The organism is Roseateles sp. GW835-FHT13E02 (assembly GCF_058794035.1).
Genome location: NZ_JBXAGJ010000003.1, coordinates 35,587 through 60,787, shown reverse-complemented (window position 1 = coordinate 60,787; position 25,201 = coordinate 35,587). Strand labels below are relative to the sequence as shown.

Below are 25,201 nucleotides of genomic sequence, written 5' to 3'. Positions count from 1 at the left end.
GCCGTACTCCTCAGAACACATGGTCGAGCGAGATCGCAATGGCCTTGGCGTTGCCCACAAAGGGGAACGCGGACTTGTCCTTGAAAACGTCGTACTGGAGTTTCAAGGCGCTGTCGGCCCGGAAGTCCCAGCGCAGCGTGGCGATCCAGGTGTTGTGCTTTTCGTTGGCCGTGGGGTCGTCCTTGAAATCCTCGCTGAAGCGCGAGTAGGTCAGCATGGGCAGCCAGTCACCAAAGCGGTAGCCGGCGCTGAGGAAGTAGACGTTGTAGATGTCTTTCGGGGCATCAGGCCGGACGAAGCGATTGATCTCGCTGCGCAGCACGAAGTTGCCATGGTCCACATTGGCGGTGATGCCGTAGAAGTTTTGTTTCACCCCATCCTTGTTGACGCTGCGCGCGGCGCCGGTGCCAAGAAAGCGATCCACCTTGTTGCTCATGGCCACGAAGCGCAGCGAGCCCCAGTCGTTGCTCAGCTCGACGAAGCCACCAAAGATGCCTTTCCACTTCTCCTCGACCTTGTCGCCGTAGTAGATCTGGCCCAGCATGCGGTTGTCCTTGTCCGACTCGCTGCCGGCCCAGACATTGGCGGACACGGAGATGCTGCCGATGCTGCGGCGGTACTGCAGATTGGCACCGTTGTAGGCCACGATCTGCCAGCCATAGAGATCGCCCGGCGGCCGGATCCACGGGTAGGCGTAGCCGACATGGAAAAAGTCCGAGTAGCCAAACAGGGGCAGGCGCTTGCGGCCGGCCTGCAGGGTCAGGCTCTCGTTCAGGTTCCAGCTGGCATAGGCCCAATCGAGCGTGGGCTTCATGTCGTTGGCGGCATGGCCGGTCAGCTGGCCGGTGAAGCTGATGCTGTCGCTCGGCCGATAGATCAGCTGCACGCCGGCGCGGCTGTCAGGCTTGAGCGAGATGGAGTCGCGGTAAATGCCGACGTCGGGGTAGTTGGCGATGTAGCAGGGGCACTTGAAGCCGTAATAGTCCTGCTTGACCCCGGAGATGGTCTTGCCCATCCCCAAGGTGGCGAAGCCTGAGAAGCTCCATTCATCGGCATGCGCCGATGCGCCGGCACCGGCCAGCCACCCTCCCACCAGAACCCAAGCGAGGGCCGATCGGCCCTGTGATGCAAAGCGCATGGTGAACTCCTGATACTGCCTAGGGGTCAGGTCATGATGCCACTGCTTGCATTTGTGCGGTAGCCGCCCTGCGTGCCATCGACGCCACAGCCGGGGCGCGCTCGTTGGGGCCGCAGCGCGCAAGAATCGGGTGGCCAGGGCCCGGGTAGAACCAGACACTGAGTCCATGAACCAGAGCCCCACGACCTTCTGTATCTCACCCCTCCAGCGTTACCGTGTGCGACCGATCGCTGCCGATTTCTTGCGCCGCGTGCGTGAGCAGGGCCTGGACGATCTGGGCCAGCCTGTGGAACATCACATCGCCCAGGGCGGCGAGCCTTGCCGCGATGTGCTGCGGCGCGCGCATCCGGGCGAGGCCTTGATCCTGGCCAGCCACAGCCCGCTTGCGCTGCCCGGGCCGTACCGCGAATTCGGCCCGGTGTTTGTGCGCGCCGCGGCGGCGGAGTCGACGGCGCCGCTGGGCGCCCTGCCGCTGCAAGGCCCGCAACCCTATCTGGGCCCGCGTTTTGTCTTGCGCGCCTATTCGGCGCAAGAGCGCATCGTCGATGGCCAGGTGGTCGAGGCCCACGAGGCCGAAGCTCTGTTGCAGCAGCAATTCGCCCGTGCCGAGGTGGCTTTCGTGCTGGCCCGATTTGCCGGCTATGGCTGCTTTGCTGCCCGCATCGAGCGGGTCTGAAATGCAGAGCGCTTGGCGCTACCTATTCGCGCACTACATGCCCTTGAAGCGGCCGCGATGGCTGCGGCTCACCGGCACCACTGCGCCTGGAGCGCGCAGATGCAGTTGCAGGTCGCCGTCCTCGCGCCGCTCGACGCGCTCGATGGCACGCGCGTTGACCACCGTGCCGCGATGGACCTGCCAGAACAGCTCGGGATCCAGCGCTTGCTGAAGCTCGCCCAGAGGCGTGCGCAGCAGCAGGGTGGTGCCGTCGAAGCTCTGCACCCGGGTGTGGCGCAGCTCGGAGCGCAACACGGCCACCAGCTCCAGCTCGATCAGGCGCAGGCTGTTGCCGATCCAGGCTTGCAAGAAGCGCGGGCCCGTGTCCGTGCCCGTGACCGTGCCGGCGTCGGGCTCCTGCGGGCGCTGCGTCAGGCGCGTTTGCAAGCGCTGCACCGTCAGCGCCAGCCGGGCCGGCGTGAGTGGCTTGCGCAGATAGTCCACCGCGGCATGTTCAAAGGCTTCCAGCGCGTGCTCGGCATGGGCGGTGACAAAGACCAGCCGGGTCTGTGGTGGGGCCAGTCGGGCCAGGCTCAGACCATCGATGCCGGGCATGCGGATGTCGAGAAAGGCGATGTCCGGCTGTAGGCGGTCCAGCAGGCGGCGTGCCTCGCTGCCGCTGCTGGCGCTGGCCACGATCTGCAACTCGGGCCAGGCCTCTTGCAGCAGGCAGCGCAGCTCTTCGAGCAGCACCGGTTCGTCGTCGGCGATCAAGGCGGTGGTGGTGGGCGTCATGAATCTGCAGGGGTGGTGTGGCCCAGGGGCAGTTGCAAGAGGGCCTCGGTGCCCGCGCGATCATCGGTCAGAGGCTGGAGTTGAAACTCGGCCGCATGCCCGTACAAAGCGTGCAGGCGCTGGCGCAGATTGACCAAGGCCAGGCCTTGGCCGGCCTGGGGCGAGCGGGCTTGCAGCGGCTGGCCGCTGTTGTACACGCGCAGCCGCAGATGGGTGTTGCTGCGCGTCGCTTGCAGCAGCAGCTCGCCACCGCCTTCGCAGGGCTCGATGCCGTGCACGATGGCGTTCTCGACCAAGGGTTGCAGCAGCAGGGGCGGCAGGGGCAGGTCGTGCAATTCGGGGGCCACCTCGATGCGGTAGCGCAGGCGCGGGCCCAGGCGCAGGGCCATGATGGCCAGATACTGCTCCACGATGTGCAGCTCGCGGCCCAGGGTGGATGCGGCCGTGCGCACCTCGGGCAGCACCGCCTCCAGAAAGGCCGTCGTGCGGTCCAGCAGGGGCAGGGCCAAGTTCGATTGCTGGCGCACCAGGCCGCGCAGCGTGGCCAGGGTGTTGAAGAGAAAGTGCGGCTCGATCTGGGCCTGCAGCAGTTGCAGCTCGGCGCGCACCCGGTCGCGCTCCTGCTCCAGGTCTTGCTCGCCGGCCAGGCGGCGGCTGCGTTGCAGCAGCGGCAGGCCCAACAGCAGGCCGACAAAGCCCAGGTGCAGGCCGGCGCGCGCCAGCGGCTCGCCCTGGGCCCAGCGGGGCAGATCCAGCAACTGGCTGCGCAACAGCAGATCGAGCTGCCAGCCCGCCGCTGCGCCAGACAGAACGGCGAGGGCGCACAGGAGCAGGGCCAGCGCCCAGCCGTGGCGCTGCAGGCTGGCATCGGCGTGCAGGCTCAGCGCCTTCAACAAGCACTGGCTCAGCGCGCAGCCCGCCCACAGGCTCAGGGCCAGGCACCAGGAGGCGTGCTGGGCCCAGAAGGCTGCGCTGAGACCGAAGCCCAGCAAGCCCAGGCCCAGCTGGGGCCAGATCGACGGGCGACCGAATTCCTCGCGCAGAGCCCGTGCAGCCAGAGCAGCGGGCCCGCGCGTCCTCGCCGCTGGAGAGCGGGCACTCACGGGGGTGAGAGGTGCTGGGGCTGGCGCGGCAGCAGCAGCGCGTCCTTGGGCCCTTGGGTTTCGGGCACGCTGTCGGGCACGATCTCCAGCTTGAACTGGGTGGCGCGCAAGACCCCGCCGCCGGTCAGCATGGTGCCGAAATGCAGGGAATCCACCTCTTTGGGAATCTGCAGCACGACCGAGACCTCGCGCCAACCGAAGCTGCCCTTGAGCGGGCGCAGCTCCATATTGTCAAAAACGCGGCCGATGTCCTGACCGACATCGCCGCGCAGCCAGATGCCGCCCCATTGCGACAGGTCCTCGCCTTGGACCTGGGCACTCAGGCGCAGGCGCTGGCCGGCGTAATCCCGTGCCTGGATGCTTTGCATGGCGGTGACAAAGCCGCGCGCATTGCGCTTGCAGTCGAGCAGAAACACCTTGGGCGTGGGGGCGCCTGCGCGGGGCTCGGTAGTGCTGCGGCAGTCGACCGCATCGCCGGCCCGGAACCAGCCCTGGGGCAGTGGGTTGGGATCGGCCGCCAAGGCCGTGACCATCAGGGCCACCAGGGGCGCCGCGATCAGGGCTCGCAGCTGAGAGGACGTGGTTTTCATGGGATCTCGCTCGCCTTCGTCAAAAAGAGTTTGCACCGGTGTTCCAGACCTGGAAACGAAACGAAGCGTAGGCGGGGACCGGCATTGTCAGGTCCTGAGGCGGCGAAGCCCGCCCCAACGCGCACGAGCGGTCGCTCGGCGCACATGAGCCGTGAAGTGTGAGGAGTGAGAGGGAGAGGGGCAGGCGCCGGCTCAGCTCAATTGCTGTTGAAGCTGATGACGATGCGCGTGTCTGACATATTCGGCATGGAACCGGACCCATGCCGAATCCATGAAGGGAAGAACACCAGGTCTCCCGGGAGCAAATGAAACTTCACCATCTCCATGCCGAACTCAGTGCGCCGGTCAGGAACGCGGTAGTTGAGCATGGGGTTGGGATTTTCGAAATGCAGGGCACTGCTGTTCTCGTCCGCAGAGATACACAGTGCGGCTGACACCGTCGAGTCCGGATGCACATGGTGCTTCAGCAGGCTCCCAGGGCGTTGAATATTGAACCAGGAGTTGGTTAATCGCAGACCGTCGAAGCCCATTTCCTCCCCGTAAGCCCGCATCAGTCGCTCAAGGCCTGAGCGCATGCCCTGAAGCATGGGGTAGGAAGCTTCCAGGGTTTCGACCAGCCGAGCCTCTCGGGAGAACGATGATGCCGTGTTTCCAAACAGCGCTTCGTGAGGTTGGGCCTCAGCCAGCAGGCAGTGATTTTCAATGACGCGCAGTTGGTCCGGGTGCAGAGCCTGGCGATGCAAGTGAAACAGGGTAGGAAAGAAGCTGAAGCTGTGTTTTTCCATGTACAGGACGAATCTGGTCGGTCAAGGCCGCTGTCATGTGCGAAGACTGGCGCGGCAGATGGGAGAGACCGGAGAATCTTAGGGCCATGCCTTCGTAGAGCTTGACCACGCAAACCCGGGTCGACACAGCATTTCGGCCCGAAGGAATAAATCTTGGCGATCAGGGACTTTTGAAGGATGAGCCTGGATCTCGCTTTGGATTCATAGCTGGAGTTCGAGTAAGTCCTCACTGGAAGGGGTTGTCATAACTGGCAGACTCTGCTCCACAGGAAAAGCCTCGCTATGACGAAAACAGATTGTCTTGCGCCGCGTCGGCGCTTTATGAAAATGACCGCTGCATTCGGCTATGCCGCTGGTCTGCCGAGTTTGGCAATGGCTGAGGTTCAACCCGCTCGGCTCCCACTGGAGCACTTCGCGCGCAGACCGCTCATGGAGGAGGCCAGCATTTCTCCGGATGGAAAGCGCCTGGCGGTGATCATCAACAGTGGAGAAGACAGTGTGCTGGTAACGCGACCTGTTGACGGACCAGGCGCGATAAGTACCTTGCTGTCCACCAACAACTTGGAGCGACAGATCAACTGGATTGCCTGGGTCAACAACGAGCGTTTGTTGATCAGCTTGCGTTTCGCCGCAGAACGAGAAATGGCCTTCAACGAATCTTTCGAGACGATGGAGACCCGGCTGTTTGCTGTCAACCATGATGGCAGTCAGATGATCAATCTGGTCAAGGCTGTCAACGAGCAGCAGAAAAAACAGCTGAGCCTGGTTTCTCAGCAGGATCTTGTGATTGACATGCTTAAAGAGGATGGGCAACACATTTTGATGATGCTGCCTGAGGCCCAGCATGGCTTGCTCGCGGTCTTCAAGGTGAATGTCTACACCGCGGACCGCAACCACTTCTCCGATTCTCGCCGGATGATCAATAGTTGGACGACGGACCAGCAAGCACGGGTACGTATCGGCAGCGGGTGGGATGCCGGGACGGGTGAGGAGTTCACCATTGCCTGCGATCCTGACGGCAAATCATGGCGGGAAGTGGCTCGCAGCAAAGTGTTTGACGCGGCACCGCTCAAGGTGCTTGGCTTTGGTAAGAACCCCAACAAGCTCTTTGTGCGCAAGCAGCATGAAGAGCGCGACGCCGTGTTTACATTGGACATCGCGAGCGTGGGCGCTGAGCCGGAGCTGTTTTTTTCAGACCCGCAGCATCACCTCAATGGCTCGTTGGTGTACAGCGCAGAAGGTGAGCCTGTAGGTGTTCGCTATGCATTGAATGGCCGCGGCTACCGGCGCTATTGGGATCCGCACTACAAAGCCATGATGGACCAGATTCAGGAGGGGCTTCCGAAGCTGATCAACACCATTGTCTCGACCAGTCGAGATGGTCGCCGGCACATCGTTTACAGCTACAGCCCGACTGAGCCTGGCACCTATGCTTTGGCGGCATTTGATGACGAGCCGGGCTTTGTTCTGCTCGGCCGGACTTTCCCCGAGTTGCGCGGCAAAGCAATCTCTGTCAAGCGGCCGATTGAGTACTTGGCACGAGACGGCCTCAAGATTCACGGCTATCTGAGCCTTCCTCCTGGAGTCACCGAAGGCAAGAGCTTGCCCATGGTGCTCTTTCCGCATGGAGGCCCTCAAGCGGCCGATGACCCGAACTTCGACAGCTGGGTGGCATTCATGGCCGACCGTGGCTGTGCTGTGCTGCAGGTCAATTTCCGCGGCTCCATCGGCTATGGAAGCGAGTTCATGAAAAAAGGGCTGCGCCGTTGGGGCCTGGAGATGCAGGACGATTTGACAGATGCTGTGCAGGAGTTCGTCAAGCGGGGCATCGCGGACCCCGCTCGAATCGTCGCGGTGGGTGCTAGCTATGGTGGATACGCGGCATTGATGGGCTTGGTCAAAACGCCTGAGCTGTTTCAAGGCGCTTTTGCCTTTGCACCGGTGACAGATCTTGTGGAGATGACCAAGGAGCAAATTCGCTATCGCCACGGCTATCGCAAGGTGGTGAAGGCTCAGGTGGGTGATCCTGATGAAGACCGTCAGCAGTTGATCGACACATCGCCCAATCTTCACGTGAGCCGTATCAAGCGGCCCGTCGTGCTGGTGCATGGGACCCAGGATCGCCAGGCTGAATACCAGCACTCGGTGTTGATGGCCAAGGCATTGGCCGCGGCGGGTAAGCCGCACAAGCTCATCACGCAGCGCCTGGGCGATCATCAGGCCAGTCATCTTCCCTACCGGCTGCAATTGTTCAGGGAACTGCAGGCTTTTCTGGACGAGCGTCTTCAACTCAAATCCGACTGAAGTCCGGAACCTCCCAGACCTGACGGCTCAGCGCCCACCGCTCATGCCATAGCGCTGGGCCAGGCGGGCCACAGTGCCGCGCTGGATCAGGCGGTTCAGGGCTTCGTTGATGGCGGCGAGGCGCCAGGGTGAGCCGGGGGAGACCAGGCATTGCGTGTCGGTGATCGAGAAGCTGCGGTGGCTGATGTGGAAGCGCTCGCGTTCTTCAGGGAAGCGTTTGAAGTAGCCGGCGATCTCCACCTCGGACGTGATCAGCGCATCGGCCATGCCCAGGCGCAGGCGGCGGAACAGCAGCTCGACCTGGCGCTCGTCCAGGCGGGTGACCTGGCCGCTTTCAAACGCGGCCTGCAGCTGCGGGAATTGGTAGCCCAGCAGCACGGCGATGCGCTTGCCTTGCAGGTCGGCCAGGCTGTCGAAGGGCAGGGGTTGGGCCGCCAGCGACACCACGCGCTCCACCTGGGGCACGACGGGGACGGTCCAATGCGGGCCGGCCACGGGAATCCAGTGCGGGCTGTAGTAACAGGCGATGTCGGCCTCGCCGCCCATCACCGTGCTCTCCATGCGTCGCCGCGCGACCAGCAGATGCCGGGCCTCGGTGCCCAGCTCGGCGGCGATCAGATCGCCCAGGTCTTTGAGAAAGCCGCCGCTCAGCCGGTTGGGCGGGCTGATGCTGAGCAAAGGGTAGGCCATGGCCTCGGTGTGAGCCACGCGCAGGGCGGGCTTGGCGGGGGCCGAGGCCGCGGTGGCCTGGGCGGCGTCGGCCTGCGGCCCCGCACAGGCCATGGCGCTGAACCAGAGGCCGAACTTCAAGACGTGTTGCAGTCTTCGCATCAGTCCCGGCTCCACAAGCCCTGCGAGCCGCGCCGCACCTGGGCCAGCAACTGCGTCAGCTGAGTCTCTCGCTCGCCCAGCGGCAGGCTGGGCCAGATGGCCTCTCTCAGCGCCGCTTCTCCAGCCGTGTTCAGCACCAGCCAGGCGGTCAGCAGAGGGGCGGCCAGGCCGCCGCTGCAGGTGGCCACCGGGCCATGGGCATGGAAGGCCTCCTGTTCCAGCACCCGCACGCCGGCCTCCAGCAGCCAGGGCCGAGTGGCGGCATCACAACAGGCCGGGCTGTCGCCCAGCAGCCCCAGGCGCGCCAACAGCAGGCTGCCGGAGCCCAAGGCACCGAGTTGCTGGCGCAAGGGGTCCAGCTGCAGCCGGTCCAGCAAGGCCGAGTTCTCGGCCACGGCGCGGTTGTAGAGGCCGCCGACAAAGAGCACGGCCTCGGCCTCGTTGGCCCATTCCAGCGGGCGCTGCAGCGGCTGTTGCAGGCCATGCAAGGAGCTGAGCATGGTGCCCGGCCCACACAGCTCGGCGCTCCAGCCGCGGGGGCGCAGCTGGTTGAGCAGGGCCAGGGGGATGAAGGCGTCCAGCTCCTGGAAGCCGTCGAAGCAGACCAGGGCCACCCGCGTGGCGCCGGGTGCGTTCAGACCGGAGGGGGTGACTTCACGCATGGCCCGATTGTGAACCCGGGGTTACATTGCGCGCCACTCCCGGCGTTTGTGCGCCGGCTTCCGGCTCCTTGTGGGCCCTTTTTTGTTGCCGTTTTGGTTTGTCACCCATGTCCGCCATTCCCTTGAATCCGCCCCTGGCCGTCCCCATCGACACCCGCCGCTGGGCCTGGTTGCCGCCGGTTGGCAGCTGGGGCTACTACGCCCTTCTGTCCGCCATCGGCATGTTGCTGCTGGGCCCCTTGGGTGGCATCGCCGCGGCCTTCATGAACTTCTCCATCGGCTTCTATGTCGGCGGCCAGGTGCTGGCCGGCATCCTGGGCTCGGTGGTCACCTACGGCTACGGCGCCGAGGGCAAGCATGGCGCCAACTACATCCAGACCACGGCCGCGTCCGTGGCCGGCATGATGGCCATGAGCACCCTGATCCAGGCCATGGCCTGGATGGGCATGCCTGAAGTGCCGGCCTGGCAACTGGTCACCTACATGCTGTGCATCGGCATGATGGCCGCCGGCATCGGCATGCTCTACACGCCCATCCTGGTCGAGCGCATGCAGCTGACCTTTCCCTCGGGTCTGGCGGTCGCCAACATCCTGCGCGCATTGACCGATCCGGTGCTGCTCAAGCAATCGGTGTCGCGCCTGTTCGGTGGCATGGGGGCAGGCCTGATGGGCGGCATTGGCGCGGCCAAGCTGGCTTTTCTCGGCGCGATCGAGCTGTCGGCTTCCACCTTCGGCGCCGGCCTGATCGTCGGTGCCCGGGTCGGCATTCCGGCCATCGTCGGCGGTGGCATCTTCTGGGCCTTGGCGCCTTATTTCGTCAGCATCGGTTGGCTGAAGGAGGGTGAGCCCTTCCGCAAGATTGCCTTTTTGATCGCCCTGGGCCTGATCCTGGGTGCGGCCATCGTGGACCTGAGCCTGATCTTCTGGCGTGTCGCCCGCCGCCTGAGCCAGCCGGGTGAGCGCATCGTCGTGCCCGAGGAACAGCGCACCGGCCCGCGCGCCAGCCTGCCGCGCCTGCTGGCCTGGGTGGGCGTCTGGACCGTGGCCACCATCGTCTGCGGCGTGCAGTTCTTCAACGAGCCCCTGGGTTACATGATCCTGGCCGTGGCCCTGGTCTATCTGTTCGTGATCGTCAACGGCATCTCCCTGGGCCTGACCGATTCCAACCCGATCTCCAGCGCCTTTGTCGTCACCGTGCTGATCCTGGCCAGCATCGGCCTCAAGGACCCGATGCTGGGCCTGATGGCGGCCATGGTGGTGTTCGTCTCGGCCAGCGTGGCCGGCGATATGCAGCAGGACCGCTCCACCGGCTGGCGCCTGGGCTCCAACCGGACCCTGCAGTTCCGCTTCCAGGTGGCCGGCCTGCTGCTGGGCTCGGTGCTGGCCGTGGCCGTGGCCAAGTTCTTCATGACCGCCTACCCGGTGCTGCAGCTGGACCAGACCGTGATGAGCGCTGACCAGGCGCCCGCGCAATGGACCTCGGCCATGACCTACAAATTCGTCGGTGCCCTGCGCAGCCTGACCGAGCCCAAGCCCTACCAGACGCAAGCCATCCTGATCGGCGTGCTGATCGGCTTCGCGACCGAACTGCTGCGCAAGATCATCAAGGCCAACAAGAGCTACCAGCGTTTCGCGGCCGGCAGCAAGGCCGGCTTCGCCACCGATTTCATGCTCGATGCGGTGGTGCTGCCCAGCCCCTACGCCTCGTCCTTCGGCGGCTTTGTCAATCTGCACACCTCGATGTGGTTTGCCGCCGGCGGCGTGATCTCCAGTGCCATCAACACCCTGGCGCCCAAGCCCAAGGCCGGTGAAGAGCAGCTGCCCGATGACATGAGCAGCACCTCCCTGGTCGGCGGTGGCCTGATCGCCGGTGACGCCCTGGCCGCGCTGGGCCTGGGCCTGGCGGGCATGGCGGCGGTGCTGGGTTGATCGGCCGTGGCTGAGCTGTCACCCGCCGAAGTGGCGCGTGTTCGCGCCCTGGTCGAGCGCGCCGATGAGCAGGCCGATGAGGGCGAGTTCGAGGCCGCGCTGGACCTGTTCGAGCAGGCGCTGGAACTGCTGCCCGAGCCCTGGTCTGCCCATGCGCAGGCGCAGACCCTCTTGTTCTCCATCGCCGACATGCAGTTTCTGCTGGAGGACTTTGAAGCCAGCGGCGACACCTTCGGCGCCTTGCTGGCCAGCTTCGAGTCGGCCCGGGCTGAGCCCTTGCCGCAGCTGCGCCTGGGCCAATGCCTGCTGGAGCAGGGCCGGGAGGCCGAGGCACTGCCGCATCTGCAAGCGGTGCTGAAAAGCGCGGGCGAGCAGGCTTTCCGTTATGAGGATCCGAAGTACCTGGCGCTCGCTCGACGCCCTTGAAGGCTCGGGTCTTCGGACGCGCATGGCGGGCACGCACCGCCGGTGACTTTTGGCAAGGCACGCCGGCCTGGACACACTCCGGCGTCCCTGGCTGAAACACGGTGCCTCTGTCCATGAATCTCACCCGCGCTTCCATCCTGAAACGGCTTCGGCCCGGCAGCCTGACGGTGCTGGTGCTCGCCTGTGCCGCTGCCAGCTTCCCTGCCCACGTGGTGGCCCAGGAGAAGCCGGCCCATGAACAGCAGGCCCGGCTGCCCCGGGTGAGCGAAGCCCTGCAGCTGGACATGCAGACCGAACGCCTGGTGGGCGAACAGGCCCGCAACCCGGCGGAGGCTGTGTTGCGCGTGCCGCTGCGGCAACAGCTCCTGCTCGACCCGCAGGGCCGCTACCGGCTGGAGACCGACAGCGTCTACCCCGGCCCGATCCGGTTTCAGTTTCTGGAGCTCGGCCTGCCCGAGGGCGTCAGCACGGTCGACCTCCTGAAGTGGCGGCAAGGCCTGGCCATTTCTCGCCTGCCGGCTGCGGTCGCCCGCGAGCGCTGGGCCGATCACGAGTTTCTGGTCCCGGCCTGGCTGCTTCAGCGCTTGAGCGCGGTGCGCGGCGAGCCGGCCGCTGACGGCAGTCTGGCCTTCACGGACGCTGCCGGTCGGCCGGCACGGCTGGCCGTGGACGGTGCCAGTGGCCGGGTGCTCTGGGCCCGCAGCGCGGGTCGGCGCTATGAGTACAGCGACTACGAAACCCTGTCCGGCGGGCTGCAGCAGCCGCGCCGCATCAGTGAGCAGCGTGGCGAGGCGCCGGCCTGGGTCTGGCAGGTCCAGGCCGTGGCGGCGCCCAACACCAAGCCGGCGGCCTACGCCCTGCCGGCCGGCTACAGCGACGCGCCCGCCGATGCAGCGGGCCTGCGTGCCACACCGCTCGGTGGCGGCAGCTACCGGGTCGATGGCTTGAGCAGCGGGTATCACAGCAGTTTCAGCATCGGCAGCCAGGGCATCGCTGTCTTCGACGCGCCGGTCAGTCCGGCCGAGGCGGCCTCGGTTCGCGCGCTGATCGAACAGCTGGCGCCCGGGCGCAAGGTCAGCCATGTGGTGCTCTCCCATGCCCACCGCGACCACATCGCCGGGCTGCCGGCCTATCAGGCCGATGCACCACAGGTGCTGGTCGGCCCCGAGGCGCGCCAGGCTTTGCGGCGCCAGCTGGGCAGCGCCTGGGCCGCCTGGGACGAGCGCGTACAGGAACTGCAGGGCCCGCAGGCGCTCGATCTGGGCGACCGCCGCGTGCAGCTCTGGCCCCTGGCCAGCCGCCATGCCAGCGATATGGTGGTCGCCTACGACAGCCAGTCTCGGGCCTTGTTTCAGGGCGATCTGTTCTACATCCCCGAGCTCGGCCCGGTGCCTCCGGCCTTCGCCACGGGCCAGGAGCTGCTGGACCTGATTCAGGCCCAGAAGCTGGATCCGGCCTGGATCGTCGGCGTGCACGGCCGCTCGGGCACCCTGGCCGAGCTGCGCCAGGCCTTGGCGCTGCGCGCGCAGGGCATTCGTCAGCAAGGGCGGGGGTTCGGGGCGCCTTGATCGGTGCCTTGGCAGCCGTGTTGGTGGGCGCAGGCCCTGGCAATGCGCAACAGGCTCACATCAGAATCCGCTGCAGGTTCCAGTTCGCGGCAAGGCCCGTCCACAGCGCGAACACCGAGATGTAGGCGACGCAGACACCTGCGAGCTTCACGCCCGTCAGCCATGGCCTGCCCTGGTAGATGCGCTGCAGCGTCACCGCGCTGAAGGCCAGCACCACGGCCGCCAGTGAGCCCCCGCTGATCCAGGCCACACCTGGAAACCAGCGCGCCAGCAGCACCTGGGCCGTGATCAGGGGCAGCATGAAGCTGTGCAGATGAAGTGAGGCGACCATGTGCAGGCCAAAAGCCTGCTTGCGTGGCCAGTACACCAGCAGCAGGAGCAGCGCCAAGGACGGCGGCATGGCCAGGAACACGGCCTGGCGAGTCATCTGGTTGTTGCTTCTGCGAGCCTGCTCCAGATCCTTCAGCAGCTCGGGGTCGGCCGAGATCCGCCGCTGCCAATAGACACAACGCTCGGCAGGCAGGCTTTCGCAAACGAAGCGCCCGTCCTTCACGCCGATCTTGGCATGGACGAAGGACACTTGATCGGTCGGTTTCTCATGGGCTGGCCGAACCCAATGCACCAGCCCCACGCAAAGCAGGCAGATGCTCAGGAACAGACGCAGCGGTGTGAGGTAGCGCCGCCTTTGCCCGGCCAGGTAGGCCAAGGTCAAATGGCCGGGGCGAAGCAGGCCGCGCATCGTGCGCCACAAGGCCCCTTCCGTCGCCAGCAGGTGCCCCCCGTACTCCTTGGCGAAGTCCGCCAGCGTAGGCACGCGTAGCGCGGTCTCCTGACCGCAGGCCGGGCAATACGCCGGTTGAGGATCGGGCAGGGTCTCCTGGCAATTCGGGCAGGTGTCGCCGCGCGGGTCGGCAGCCACGGGTTCGGCGTTTGCGGTCGTCATAGGGGCGCGATCATAGGGTCACGCGCCCGCTTGGCTGCGGCCGGGCCTCAGTCCTCCAGCAGACTCCTGAGCATCCAGGCCGTCTGTTCATGCACGGTCAGGCGTTGGGTGAGGAGGTCGGCGCTGGGCTCGTCGCTGGCTTTGTCGACGGCGGCGAACAGGCTGCGCGCGGTGCGAGCCACGCCTTCATGGCCCTCCACCAGGATGCGCACCATCTCCAGGGCTTTGGGCGGTTGGGTCGGGGCGTCGGGCAGGCTGCTGAGCTGGGCGAACTGGGCGTAGGAGCCCGGCGCCACATGGCCCAGCGAGCGGATGCGCTCAGCGATCGGGTCGACCGCGTTCCACAGCTCGGTGTACTGGGCCATGAACATGGTGTGCAGGGTGTTGAACATCGGCCCGGTCACATTCCAGTGGAAGTTGTGCGTGGTCAGGTACAGCGTGTAGGTGTCGGCCAGCAACTTGGACAGACCGGCGGCAATGGCAGCACGGTCCTTCTCGCTGATGCCGATGTTGATGCTGGTGCCGGCAGCGGACTTGGCGATGGACTTCTTGGCCATGGCGACTCCTGTTCAGAGAGGAAGGGGAAGGGTGAAACCGGGCGCTTCAGCGGCCCTGGCTTGCGGACACTATAGAGCCGTCAGAAGGCGGCCGTGTTGCTGCACCTCATGCATGAAGCGACGGCCGAGAAGCCGGCCCTCGCTCAGCTTTCGCGCCGCGCGGTCTGCGCCGCTTGAGGCAGGGCCACCGCCAGCGGGTGGCGGGCGCCAGCCTGGGCAATCACGGCCTCACGCAGTCCCGCCATGTCCTTGAGATTGAGCGGCAGCCAGAACCAGCGGGATTGGCCATCCACCTGCAGGCGCAGATGCGGCCACAGCAGGTAGCGGGCCGGCTCCACCGCGGCAATGTCGGACCAGGCGATGCGGCGCCAGCGGCCCCAGCTGTCAAAGCTGCGCAGGCCCTCGGACGTGACGGAGAAGCGGCAGATGGCCACCGGAATGCTGACAATGAGCCCGCACAGCAGGCCCATGGCCAGGTTCAGCAGCAGATCGGGTTTGCGCAGCGGCTCGCCGGTGACGAGGGCATGGCCCACGGCCACGGCCATGACACCGGCGGTGGTCAGCGCGGTTTGCTGGCGCCAGATGGGAAAGAAGGCGTAACGGAAGTCCAAGACGGGTTCAGGATCAGAGCATTGAAGCGGCGAATTGTGGGCCGCCGGGCTCGGGCGGCGCAGCGGGATTGCCCGCAGGCGCCGGCAGTCCCGACCGGCTTTGCCGCAACAGGCCCCGGCTCACGCAGGCCTGCGGGGCGCTCAGCAGTTCACCGAGCTCAGCCAGCTCGGCGCAGGCGGCGCTGGCGCTGAGGCCCACCCAGGTGTTGCGGCCCGCGCGCTTGGCCATGTAGAGGGCCTGGTCGGCCAGGCTGACGACCTGCTGCCAATCCAGGCGCTCGGCCTGGCTGGGGATGAAGGGCAGGGCGGCGAAGCCGACCGAGCAGCTCAGGGCCAGGGTCGCATCGGCTGCGATGGCAAAGGGCTGTTGGGCCACGGCCGCGCGGATGCGCTCGGCGAACTGCGGGCCGGCCTCGGCGTCCACGCCGCGCGCCACGACCAGGAACTCCTCACCGCCCCAGCGCACCAGATAGTCCGATTCGCGGCAGGCGCGGCGCAGGCGCTCGCGCATCTGCACCAGCACCGCATCGCCGGCCGGGTGGCCCCAGTCGTCGTTGACCTGCTTGAAGTGGTCGATGTCGACCAGCAGAAAGACCAGGTCCGACTCGGTCGGGCGTGGCCGTTCGGGCTGGCGCCGCCAGTCCTGATACAGGCGCAGGCATTGCGCCACCTCGGCGGCCAGGTGTTGCTCGAGAAAGCGGCGGTTGCGCAGGCCGGTCAGCGGGTCGGTCAGGCTGATGTCCTTGAGCGATTGGTAGGCGCGTTCCAGCTCCTGGTTCTTCTCCAGCACTTCCGCCTGGGCCTGGTGCAGATGGCCCAGGGTGCTTTCCAGGCGGCGGTAGTTGCGCGTGTTTTCCAGCGCGATCGAGCCGTAGGCGGCCAGGCTGCGGAAGATCAGGCGCTCGCGGTCGGCGTAGGCGAAGGCCTGGCTGGACTGGATGGACATCACGCCCAGCACCCGGTCATTGGCCAGCAGGGGCATGAACATGGAGCTCAGGGTCGGCTGCGTGCCCGGGGCCAGGTGCTGCGGCGTGTCCGGGCTGATGTCGCGGAACAGCTCACAGCGCTCGCGGGCGCAACGTGCCGCCTGGGACTGCGGCGAATCGCAGGGAATGGCAAAAGGCGTGATCGGCCGGCCGTTCTCGGTGCCGTAGGCCAGGCGCAGTTCCTGAGCCGCCTCGTCGAGCAGGTAGACGGCGAAATGGTTGGCCGTCAGCAGGCCGTGGACATTGCGGTCCAGGGTGGCGTAGACCGCCTGCTCCTGCAGATGGGCGGTGATCTCCTGGCCGATCAGGCTGAGCTTTTCCAGCGTCGCGCCGGTCTGGCTGAGCAGCTCGGCGCGTTCGGCCGAGGCCGCGGCCAGCTGGCGCAGATGCTCGCTCTCGGCTGCCGTGCGTTCGGCCTGAAAGCGCGCCTCCATGGACATCAAACGCTTGCTGACGTCCTGCTTGTGCACGCTTTCGCTGGCCGCGCGCGCCCGCCCGGCGTAGTGATAGGCCTGCAGGCCATCGCCGAGCCGCGCGTACTCGCTGGCAATGGCGTCGAACACCGCGGGCGGCACATTGTGCTGGGCCTCGGGCGCGTACACGGCCAGGGACCGCCGCAGGTAGTGCAGGCTGGCGCTGGCCTCCTGCATGCCGGACGGTGGTGGCAGGGTGTGGCGCTCATGCAGGGTGGCCAGCACGCGCAAGGCCTCGCAGTGGTGATAGGCCAAGTGGCTGGGCTGGGCCAGGGCCAGGGCTTTCTCGGCCGTGGCCATGGCCTCTTCGGCACGCCCCAGCTCGGACAGGCAGAGCGCGGCCACGCACATGGCATTGAGGCGCAGGTCCAGGCTGCGCGGGATGGGCCCCGGCGCCTCCAGGCGCAGGGCGGTGGCCAGGGCGGCTTCGGGCTGCTTCAAGTCGCGTTGCAGCTCGGCCAGGTACACCAGACCCAGGCTGTAGGCGCGTGAGCTTTGCAGCGGTGCCAGCAGGGCCAGGCCTTCGTTGAGGGACTGCTGCGAGGCCTCCAGCTCGCCCAGCCGGCATTGCACGGTGCTCACCTGCAACAGAGCCAGGCCCTGCACCAGCGGCCAGCCGGTCGGCCGCGCGCGGCTCAGGCTGCGCTGCATCCATTCCATGGCCTGGGCGTCGTCGCCGAGGTTGGAGAAGGCCACGCCCATGGTCGTCAGCGTCAACGCAATCTGGCGCAGCAGGCCGGCGCGGGTCAGCTCGGTGACGGTGTGGCTGCAGGCCTGAAACACCGTGCGGAAGTCCGAGCGTTGCAAGGCCTCGAAGGCCAGAAACTCGTTGCACAGCACATGCAGCGCCGGGTGCAGGGCTTGGGCCAGGCGTTCGCGCACATGCAGGCTCCACTGCGCGGCGGCGGCCGGGCCATCCTGGCGCAAGGCTGCATGGGCCAGGCAGAGCTGGGCAAACTCCAGGCGGAAATCGTCGTCGCAGCCCACGGCCACGCTGGCCGCGGCATCGAGCTCGCGGCAGCGCAGGGCCAGGTCGTAGCGGTCGCCAGCGATCTGGGCCAACAGCAGATGGGCATCGGACAGCACCCGCATCTCGCCCTGCTGGCGCGCCAGCTCCACCACCTGACGCGCTTGCGCCTGGGCCGCGTCCAGCTCGGCGAACAGCCACAAGCACTCGGCCTGCAAGAGCTGCAAGCGCAGGCGCAGGCCCGCGGCCGTGGCGCCGGAGTTCAGCGCATGGTTGGCTGGGGCATCCTGCAGCTCGCGCAGCAGCTGATCCGCCAGCTGTTGCGCGCGCCGTGTCTGTCGCTCGCGCAGATGCCAGGCCAGGGCCACGCGGTCCTGCAGGCAGGCGTTTGCGCCGGCCGCATGGAGGCGGGCTTCCAGCTCGGCAAAGTCATCGTCGGTGAGGATCAGATGCATGGCGCGCATTCTGTCAGCCTGCAGCGGCCAAAACGAAGGGCTCGCCGGTCAAGCGAGCCCTTCTTGCTGTGCATCAATGCCGCTTTCGCGGCACGGCGTTCATTCAATGTGGCTGGTTGTGCGTGAACTGCAGCAGCATGCCCAGGCCGGCGGCGGCGCCGCCGCAATGGATGGCCAGTCCGGCCAGCAGGCGCAAGCTTCGGCGCATCTTCAGGTCCATGGCTGACTCCTTGCTTCAGCGGCGGCCGAGCTCGAAGCGGTCCAGGTTCATCACCTTGGTCCAGGCCGCCACGAAGTCGTGGATGAACTTCTGCTGGCCATCGGCGCTGGCGTAGACCTCGGCGTAGGCGCGCAGCACCGCGTTGGAGCCGAACACTAGGTCGGCGCGGCTGGCGCTGAACTTCAGCGCGCCGCTCCGACGGTCGCGGCCCTCGAAGCGCTCGTCACTGGCGTCGCTGGCCTTCCAGGCCGTGCCCATATCGAGCAGATTGACGAAGAAGTCATGGCTGAGCACGCCGACGCGCTCGGTGAACACGCCCTGGGTGCCGCCGTCGAAGTTGGCGCCCAGCACGCGCAGGCCACCGATCAGCACCGTCAGCTCCGGTGCCGTCAGCGTCAGCTGCTGGGCACGGTCGATCAGCAGCGCTTCGGTCGGCGCGCCGACCGGGCCGCGTCGGTAGTTGCGGAAACCATCGGCCAGCGGCTCCAGCACGGCGAAGGACTCCACATCGGTCTGGTCCTGGCGGGCATCGACCCGGCCCGGCGCGAAGGGCACCTCAACCTTGACGCCGGCCGCCTGCGCCGCCTGCTCGACGCCGACCACGCCGGCCAGCACGATCACATCGGCCAGCGAGGCGGTGCCGGCCGCTTTCTGGATCTCGACCAACTTCGGCAGCACCTGCACGGCGCGTTGGTTGACGGCCCAGTCTTTCTGCGGCGCCAGGGCCAGGCGGGCACCGTTGGCGCCGCCGCGCTTGTCGCTGCCGCGGAAGGTCGAGGCCGAGGCCCAGGCCACCGAGACCAGCTCGCTCACCGACAGGCCTGCAGCCGCGATGCGCGCCTTCAGATCGGCAATATCGGCCGCCGTGGGCTGGTGCGTGGCCGCGGGCAGGGGGTCTTGCCAGATCAGGTCTTCCTTCGGCACTTCCGGGCCGAGGTAGCGGGCTTTCGGACCCATGTCGCGGTGGGTCAGCTTGTACCAGGCGCGGGCAAAGGCCTCGGCAAAAGCTTGCGGGTTCTCATGGAAGCGCTTGGAGATGGCACCGAAGGCCGGGTCGAAGCGCAGCGTCAGGTCGGTGGTCAGCATGGTGGGCTTGTGGAACTTGCCCGGGATGTGGGCGTCCGGAATGATCTCGGGCGCATCCTTGGCCACCCATTGCTTGGCGCCGGCCGGCGAGTGCGTCAGCTCCCATTCGTACTTGAAGAGGTTTTCGAAGAAGTTGTTGCTCCACTGCGCCGGCGTGGTGGTCCAGGTCACTTCCAGGCCGCTGGACACGGTGTCCTTGCCATGGCCGCTGCCGAAACTGCTCTGCCAGCCCAGGCCCTGGGCCTCGAGGCCGGCGGCTTCGGGTTCGGGGCCTTTGTGGTGCTCGGGGGCAGCGCCGTGGGCCTTGCCGAAGGTGTGGCCGCCGGCGATCAGGGCGACGATTTCCTCGTCGTCCATGGCCATCCGGTTGAAGGTGATGCGGATGTCATGGGCCGCGGCCAGGTAGTCGCCGCTGGCATTCGGGCCTTCCGGGTTCACATAGATCAGGCCCATGTGGGTGGCGGCCAGGTTGGCGTCCAGTTCACGCGGGCTGGCGCCGGCGTGGAAGCGCTTGTCATCGGCCAGCCACTTTGTCTCGGCGCCGAAGTTGACGTCCTGATCCGGTTCCCACACATCCTCGCGGCCGCCGGCAAAGCCAAAGGTGCGGAAGCCCATGCTTTCCAGCGCCACATTGCCGGCCAGGATGAAGAGGTCGGCCCAGGAGATGCTCTGCCCGTATTTCTGCTTGATGGGCCAGAGCAGGCGGCGCGTCTTGTCGATGTTGACGTTGTCGGGCCAGCTGTTCAGCGGTGCGAAGCGCTGCTGGCCACGGCCACCACCGCCGCGGCCGTCCAGGGTGCGGTAGGTGCCGGCCGCGTGCCAGGCCATGCGCACCATCTGCGGGCCGTAGTGGCCGAAGTCGGCCGGCCACCAATCCTGGCTGTCGGTCATCAGCTGGACCAGATCGGCCTTGAGCGCGTGGTAGTCCAGCTTCTGGAAGGCCTCGGCGTAATTGAACTGCTCACCCAGCGGGTTGGACTTGGCGGAATGCTGGTTCAGCAAATCCACGCGCACCTGCTTGGGCCACCAGTCGCGGTTGCTGGTGCCGCCGCCGGCGACGTGGTGGAAGGGGCATTTGCTTTCGGTGGACATGGCGCTTCTCTCCTGAGTGAGGGGGTGGCTGGGATGGAAGGACTTTAGTTTTCCTCTATCAAATTCGCCAATTGAATAGTTCTAACCTGTGGATAGGCAAAACCTTGCTCGCCCTGACCCGCGCGCGTCCATTGGCTGAAGAAGGCGAAGAACCATGTCCCGGGGATGGAGGTCTTCGCTGTTCCGCTGGCGCCGCTGCATGGGCGATCTTGGGGTGGCACTGGCGTGGGCCTGCCGACGCGCGCGCCGCCACGCGGCGGCATCAAGCCAGGGCTGAAGCGGCGGCAGCCGTGGCCCGCGCGTCGGCCCGGGCCAGCTCCAGGCCCAGCAGGGCGCGCTTGCGCTGCGGGCCCCAGCGGTACTCGCCGAACTCCGCATTGGCGCGGATCACCCGGTGGCAGGGGATCAGGCAGGCGATCGGATTGGCCGCCACGCAGCTGGCCACCGCCCGCACCGCCTGCGGCGCGCCGGCCAGCCGGGCCAGCTGGGTGTAGCTCAAGACCTGACCCTCGGGGATCTGCAGCAGCGCCTGCCAGACCTTGAGCCGCAGCGGCGTGCCGCTGAGCGCCAGGCCGATGGGCTGGCGGGGCTGCAGACCGGACAGGCGCCGCTGCAGCTCCTCGGCCAGCGGCCGCAGTGCGCTGTCATCGCGTTGCCAGACGGCCTGGGGCAGCTGCTGGGCCGCAGCCTCGGCCAGCGCCTCGGGGGATTCGTCCTGCAAAAAGCTCAGCTGGTGCAGGCCGCGCGCGCTGGCCGCCAGCCAGACCGGGCCGAGCAGGCTGTCCACCACGCTCCACTGCATCTGCAAGCCCTGTCCGGCCTGCTTGAACTGGCCCGGCGTCATGCCGTCGACGCTGAGAAAGAGGTCGTGCAGGCGCGAGGGCCCCGAGAGCCCCGCCGCCAGGGCCGCGTCTAGCACCGGCTCGGCGGCGCGCAGGCTGGCCTTGGCCCGCTCCAGGGCCAGGGCCTGCTCGAACTCCTTGGGCGTGACACCGGCCAGCTCGACAAAGCGGCGCTGGAAATGAAACTGGCTCATGCCCGCGGCCTCGGCCAGGGTTTGCAAGGGCACGGGGCCCTGGCTCAGTTGTTCCAGGGCCTGGCGGACACGGTCGTAGTGGGGGCGGTTCATGGCCTCAGTGTGCCGGGGGCCGCGGCGGGCGGCCACCCGCTTCTTGCGCCCCGGCCCTGACCTGCTCAGATGGCGGCAGCCGCATCACCGCCGTCCGCCGCGGCCGGGCCCTGGGCCTCGGGTGCTTGCAAAGGCAGGCAGAGGACGAAGCAGCAGCCCGGCCCGGGCGTGGGGTCCAGGCTGAGGCTGCCGCCGAGCAGGGAGCTGACGATGTTGTGGCTGATGGACAGGCCCAGGCCGCTGCCGCCCTGGCCGAATTTGGTGGTGAAGAAAGGCTCGAAGATGCGCCCGGCATGGGCCGGGCTGATGCCCACGCCGTCGTCGCGGAAGCGCAGCTCGGCGCGGCCGTCCTTCAGCAGCCGGGCGCTCAGCCGCATCAGGCCGCCGCGGCGGGCGCCGAAGCCGTGCAGCATGGCGTTGTTGACCAGATTGCTGAGCACCTGGCCCAGGGGGCCGGGAAAGCTGTTGAGCAGGATGCCCTCGGGCACGTCCAGCTCCAGCTTGTGGCCTTGCTTGCGGATGCTGGCCTGCAGCGTGGCGGTGACCTGCTCGCAGAGCACGGCCAGGTCGAAGAGCCGGCGCTGCTCGGCCGTGCGGTCCACGGCCACCTGCTTGAAGCTGGTGATCAGCTCGGCCGCGGTTTCCAGGCCCTGCATGATGAGCCGGGCCACCGAGCGGGTTTCGCCCAGATAGGCCTCCAGCTCGCTGCGACGCAGCTCCTTGCTGGCGGCGGCGCGCTCGATCTCCTGGGTGCGCTGGTCCAGGGTGCTGGCCATCAGCAGGCTGTTGCCCAGCGGGGTGTTCAGCTCGTGGGCGATGCCGGCCACCAGGGCGCCCAGGGCGGCCAGCTTCTCCTGCGCCACCAGCTGGCTTTGCGCCTGCTGCAGGCGGCGGTAGGCGATGGCGTTGTCCAGGGCGATGGCGGCAAAAGCATTGAGCGAGCGGAAGATCATGCGCTCATGCTCGCCGTAGGCCTGGGCCTGGGGCGACTGCACGGTCACCACGCCCAGCAGGCGCTCCTGGATCAGCAGGGGCGCGAACATGGCGCTGAGCGTGCGCATGGTGCCGGGCACCTGGCTGGGGTCGCTGCCGTCTTCGGCCAGCTGGATGGACAGCTCGCGCCGCTCGCGCGCGCAGCGGGCGGCGTTGGAGCTGGGGTTGTCGAGGGCGATGTGGTCGGGCGGCAGGGGCTGGCCGTCTTCCAGGCCGAAGACCGAATTGATGCCCTCGCCCTCCTCGTCCAGCAGGTAGATCTCGAAGCCGCGCGCATCGAGCAGGGCCGGGATGTGGCGGCTCAGTGCCGCAAAGATCGAGGCCATGTCCAGATGCCGGGTCAGCTCCAGGCCGATCTGGCCCAGCTTCTCCAGCGTGCTGCTGTTGCGCTGCATCAGGGCGGCGCGCTGGCGCTCGGCCTCGGCCAGCTGCTGCAGATGCTGGGACTCGGTGCGGGCGTTCTCGTTGAGGTGATGCAGCTGCAAGGCCTCGACCCGATCGGCCGAGCTGCGGCTGAGCATGCTGGCGCGCGCGCTGGCGGCCTGCTGGCTGGTCTCGAAGGCCTCGCGGTAGCGGCCCGTGCCGGCGTAGGCCAGGGCCAGCGCCTCCAGCAGCTCGGCGCTGTCCTTGTAGCCGGCGATGGATTTGGCCCGCTCGCGCGCCAGCTCCAGCTGCTGCACGGCCTGGGCCTGGCCGGCCGCCCCCTGCGATTGCTGGGCGATCTGGGCCAGCACCATGCGCAGCTCGACCTCGGCTTCGGCGGCGCCGCTGAGCTCGGCCACGGCCAGGTCCTCGCGCGCCATGGCTTCGGCGGCCTCGCAATCGCCGAGCAGCAGCAGGGCGCGGGCATGGCCGCGCCGGGCATTGCGTTGCAGGTCGAGGTAGCCACCGGGGTGGGCTTGCAAGGCCTTGAAACAGTCCAGCGCCTTGTGACCTTCGCCCAGGTCCAGGGCCAGCAGGCCTTGGTAGCTCAGGCAGACCGCGTAATTGCGCGAGTCGGGCTGCGGCGCAAAGATCTGCGTGCCCTCGTCGAGCAGGCTGCGTGCCAGCTCCAGCCGGCCCAGGCGGCGCAGGGTTTCACCCATCTGCATCAGGCAGCCGCCGAGGCTGGCCGACCAGCCCGAGGCGCGCGCCATCTGCAGGCCGCGCTCCATCCACTCCAGCGCCGATTCGGGGTCGTTCAAATCGTTGAAAGCGCTGCCCAGATTGCCCAGGGTGTTGATGGTCTCGCGCACATAGCCGGCGTCCTGCAGCGGCTGGATCAGGCTGGAGAAACGCCGCACGGCCAGCTTCAAATCGCGTGCACGCAGGGCGCGGTAGCCCTGGTAGAGCTCGATCAGCACCGCTGCGCTGGCATGCAGACCGCTGAGATCGCTGGGGAAATGCTGGCCCCAGCGCAGCTCGGCGGCCTCGCGGTTCTGCAGGCCGGCGCTGCGCGCCAGGCTGCATTCGAAGATCCACTGGCGGGTGCGGTCGCCGCAGCGCTCGGCCCAGTCCACGGCCTGCTCCAGCGCGGCGCAGCTGGCGGCCATCTGGCCGGCGCCGCTGTGCAGCAGGGACTGCAGCCAGGCGCTGTCGGCACAGGCCAGCAGGTCCTGCGCGGCCTCGGCCTCGGCGTGCAGCAGCCGGGCTTCGAACAGGCCCTCGGCAAAGCGGGCATAGAGGCGCAGCGCGTCCAGCCGGGTCAGGCGCAGGCGGCGCTGCAGGGCGGCGCGTGTGGCCTCGGGCAGCTCGGGCGTGTCGGCCATGGCCTGCTCGGCGGCTTCGGCGCGGGCCAGGGCTTGGGGCGTGTCGCGCTCACGCTCATGCCAGGCCAGGGCCACCCGCAGGGCGCAGCGCTCGGCCGGAGGCAGGGCGGGCTGCTCCAGCTGCGCGCGCAGTTCGGCCAGCACGGCCTCCTGCTCGTAGAGCCGCAGCTCCGAGAGGATGGCTGCCGCGGCCGCTTCGCTCATGACAGGCGCTTCACCCCCGCCAGGCTGCAGCCGTAGACGGCGTTGCGCAGCGCAGCGATGGCCTCGTAGCGGGTGAAGGTCTTGCGCCAGGCCAGCACCACGCGGCGCGTGGGCACCGGCGGCGCAAAGGGCACGAAGCGCAGATGGGTGGGCGGCAGCAGGGGCACGCTGAGCGCCGGCACCACGGTCACGCCCATGCCCGAGGCCACCATGTGCTTGATGGTTTCCAGCGAGCTGCCTTCAAAACTCTTGCGTATGCCCTCGGCGTCGCTGCTGAAACGGGCGAACTCGGGGCAGACCTCGAGCACATGGTCGCGGAAGCAATGGCCGGCGCCGAGCAGCAGCATGGTCTCGCTTTTCAGCTCTTCGGCCGAGACGGACTCGCGCCCGGCGAAAGGGTGGCTGGCCGGCACGGCGATCATGAAGTCTTCGTCGTAGAGCGGCGCCACGGCCAGGCCGGTGTCGGGGAAGGGCTCGGCCATGATGGCGCAGTCCAGCTCGCCGGTGCGCAGCATCTCCAGCAGCTTGACGGTGAAGTTCTCCTGCAGCATCAGCGGCATCTGCGGGTACTGCTCGATGACGTTTTTCACCAGCTCGGGCAGCAGATAGGGCGCGATGGTGTAGATCAGGCCCACGCGCAGGGCGCCGGCCAGGGGGTCTTTGCCGCGTTTGGCAATCTCGTGGATGGCGCTGGCCTGCTCGATCACCGACTGGGCCTGGCGCACGATGTCTTCGCCCAGCGGCGTCACCTTGATCTCGTTGGCGCCGCGCTCGAAGATGCGCACGTCCAGCTCTTCCTCGAGCTTCTTGATGGCCACGCTGAGCGTGGGTTGGGACACGAAACAGGCCTCGGCGGCGCGGCCGAAATGGCGTTCGCGGGCCACGGCAACGATGTAGCGCAACTCGGTCAGGGTCATGCAGGCCATCCTAACTGGAGCCCGCGGCTTGTGCC

At 67.3% G+C, this 25,201-nt stretch carries 20 protein-coding genes; 5 read left to right on the top strand and 15 right to left on the bottom strand.

Going from position 1 to position 25,201, the window contains the following annotated elements; translation table 11 throughout:
* Window positions 1–10: 10 nt before the first annotated feature.
* Window positions 11–1,138: a porin family protein gene (locus AC1Q6P_RS03685; RefSeq protein WP_102768946.1), complete on the bottom strand. Its 1,128-nt coding sequence runs from the start codon at window positions 1,136–1,138 to the stop codon at window positions 11–13.
* Between the two features lie 166 nt (window positions 1,139–1,304).
* Here AC1Q6P_RS03685 and AC1Q6P_RS03680 point away from each other — a divergent pair, with 166 nt between their 5' ends.
* Window positions 1,305–1,814: a DUF1203 domain-containing protein gene (locus tag AC1Q6P_RS03680; RefSeq protein ID WP_492663292.1), complete on the top strand. Its 510-nt coding sequence runs from the start codon at window positions 1,305–1,307 to the stop codon at window positions 1,812–1,814.
* A gap of 33 nt (window positions 1,815–1,847) precedes the next feature.
* Here the strand turns inward: AC1Q6P_RS03680 and AC1Q6P_RS03675 are convergent, their stop codons facing one another.
* The 4 genes from AC1Q6P_RS03675 to AC1Q6P_RS03660 all read right to left on the bottom strand — a co-directional run bounded on the left by AC1Q6P_RS03675 (window position 1,848) and on the right by AC1Q6P_RS03660 (window position 5,066).
* Window positions 1,848–2,588 carry a LytR/AlgR family response regulator transcription factor gene (locus tag AC1Q6P_RS03675; RefSeq protein WP_492663291.1) on the bottom strand — a complete coding sequence of 247 codons (741 nt, stop codon included), beginning with the start codon at window positions 2,586–2,588 and terminating at the stop codon, window positions 1,848–1,850.
* Complete coding sequence (locus AC1Q6P_RS03670; protein WP_492663290.1) at window positions 2,585–3,691, bottom strand: sensor histidine kinase; 1,107 nt, start codon at window positions 3,689–3,691, stop codon at window positions 2,585–2,587. The genes AC1Q6P_RS03675 and AC1Q6P_RS03670 overlap by 4 nt, the downstream gene beginning before the upstream one ends.
* Window positions 3,688–4,281: a hypothetical protein gene (locus tag AC1Q6P_RS03665; protein ID WP_171826581.1), complete on the bottom strand. Its 594-nt coding sequence runs from the start codon at window positions 4,279–4,281 to the stop codon at window positions 3,688–3,690. The genes AC1Q6P_RS03670 and AC1Q6P_RS03665 overlap by 4 nt, the downstream gene beginning before the upstream one ends.
* 197 nt (window positions 4,282–4,478) lie before the next feature.
* Window positions 4,479–5,066 carry a TIGR02466 family protein gene (locus tag AC1Q6P_RS03660; protein ID WP_492663289.1) on the bottom strand — a complete coding sequence of 196 codons (588 nt, stop codon included), beginning with the start codon at window positions 5,064–5,066 and terminating at the stop codon, window positions 4,479–4,481.
* 282 nt (window positions 5,067–5,348) lie between these two features.
* On the opposite strand from AC1Q6P_RS03660, the gene AC1Q6P_RS03655 reads away from it, so the two are divergent.
* Window positions 5,349–7,370 carry an alpha/beta hydrolase family protein gene (locus AC1Q6P_RS03655; protein WP_492663288.1) on the top strand — a complete coding sequence of 674 codons (2,022 nt, stop codon included), beginning with the start codon at window positions 5,349–5,351 and terminating at the stop codon, window positions 7,368–7,370.
* A gap of 27 nt (window positions 7,371–7,397) precedes the next feature.
* On the opposite strand, the gene AC1Q6P_RS03650 is transcribed toward AC1Q6P_RS03655, so the two are convergent.
* The gene (locus AC1Q6P_RS03650; RefSeq protein WP_492663287.1) at window positions 7,398–8,201 is read right to left on the bottom strand and encodes a substrate-binding periplasmic protein; all 804 of its coding nucleotides are present in this window, start codon (window positions 8,199–8,201) and stop codon (window positions 7,398–7,400) included.
* The gene (locus tag AC1Q6P_RS03645; protein ID WP_492663286.1) at window positions 8,201–8,863 is read right to left on the bottom strand and encodes a type 1 glutamine amidotransferase family protein; all 663 of its coding nucleotides are present in this window, start codon (window positions 8,861–8,863) and stop codon (window positions 8,201–8,203) included. The genes AC1Q6P_RS03650 and AC1Q6P_RS03645 overlap by 1 nt, the downstream gene beginning before the upstream one ends.
* 107 nt (window positions 8,864–8,970) lie before the next feature.
* On the opposite strand from AC1Q6P_RS03645, the gene AC1Q6P_RS03640 reads away from it, so the two are divergent.
* The 3 genes from AC1Q6P_RS03640 to AC1Q6P_RS03630 all read left to right on the top strand — a co-directional run bounded on the left by AC1Q6P_RS03640 (window position 8,971) and on the right by AC1Q6P_RS03630 (window position 12,785).
* Window positions 8,971–10,791: an OPT/YSL family transporter gene (locus tag AC1Q6P_RS03640; RefSeq protein WP_223696621.1), complete on the top strand. Its 1,821-nt coding sequence runs from the start codon at window positions 8,971–8,973 to the stop codon at window positions 10,789–10,791.
* A gap of 6 nt (window positions 10,792–10,797) precedes the next feature.
* Window positions 10,798–11,217 carry a tetratricopeptide repeat protein gene (locus AC1Q6P_RS03635; protein WP_492663285.1) on the top strand — a complete coding sequence of 140 codons (420 nt, stop codon included), beginning with the start codon at window positions 10,798–10,800 and terminating at the stop codon, window positions 11,215–11,217.
* A gap of 113 nt (window positions 11,218–11,330) precedes the next feature.
* Complete coding sequence (locus AC1Q6P_RS03630) at window positions 11,331–12,785, top strand: MBL fold metallo-hydrolase (protein WP_492663284.1); 1,455 nt, start codon at window positions 11,331–11,333, stop codon at window positions 12,783–12,785.
* Between the two features lie 55 nt (window positions 12,786–12,840).
* Here AC1Q6P_RS03630 and AC1Q6P_RS03625 read toward each other — a convergent pair whose 3' ends face one another.
* The 8 genes from AC1Q6P_RS03625 to AC1Q6P_RS03590 form a co-directional block, all read right to left on the bottom strand.
* A complete protein-coding gene (locus AC1Q6P_RS03625; RefSeq protein ID WP_492663283.1) occupies window positions 12,841–13,728 on the bottom strand; it encodes a DUF3667 domain-containing protein in 888 nt (295 codons plus the stop codon).
* Window positions 13,729–13,775: 47 nt separating this feature from the next.
* Complete coding sequence (locus AC1Q6P_RS03620) at window positions 13,776–14,285, bottom strand: Dps family protein (protein WP_271007591.1); 510 nt, start codon at window positions 14,283–14,285, stop codon at window positions 13,776–13,778.
* Between the two features lie 143 nt (window positions 14,286–14,428).
* Window positions 14,429–14,896: a hypothetical protein gene (locus tag AC1Q6P_RS03615; protein WP_492663282.1), complete on the bottom strand. Its 468-nt coding sequence runs from the start codon at window positions 14,894–14,896 to the stop codon at window positions 14,429–14,431.
* A 13-nt stretch (window positions 14,897–14,909) separates the two neighbouring features.
* Window positions 14,910–17,777 (bottom strand): diguanylate cyclase, encoded by a 2,868-nt coding sequence (locus AC1Q6P_RS03610; RefSeq protein ID WP_492663281.1) that lies wholly within the window; start codon window positions 17,775–17,777, stop codon window positions 14,910–14,912.
* Between the two features lie 235 nt (window positions 17,778–18,012).
* The gene (gene katG, locus AC1Q6P_RS03605; protein ID WP_492663280.1) at window positions 18,013–20,175 is read right to left on the bottom strand and encodes a catalase/peroxidase HPI; all 2,163 of its coding nucleotides are present in this window, start codon (window positions 20,173–20,175) and stop codon (window positions 18,013–18,015) included.
* 262 nt (window positions 20,176–20,437) lie between these two features.
* Entirely contained in the window at window positions 20,438–21,304 is an 867-nt protein-coding gene (locus AC1Q6P_RS03600) for a methylated-DNA--[protein]-cysteine S-methyltransferase (protein ID WP_492663279.1), read from the bottom strand.
* A 65-nt stretch (window positions 21,305–21,369) separates the two neighbouring features.
* Entirely contained in the window at window positions 21,370–24,249 is a 2,880-nt protein-coding gene (locus AC1Q6P_RS03595; RefSeq protein ID WP_492663278.1) for an ATP-binding protein, read from the bottom strand.
* Entirely contained in the window at window positions 24,246–25,166 is a 921-nt protein-coding gene (locus tag AC1Q6P_RS03590; RefSeq protein ID WP_102769705.1) for a hydrogen peroxide-inducible genes activator, read from the bottom strand. Before AC1Q6P_RS03590 ends, AC1Q6P_RS03595 begins: the two co-directional genes overlap by 4 nt.
* Window positions 25,167–25,201 lie beyond the last annotated feature (35 nt).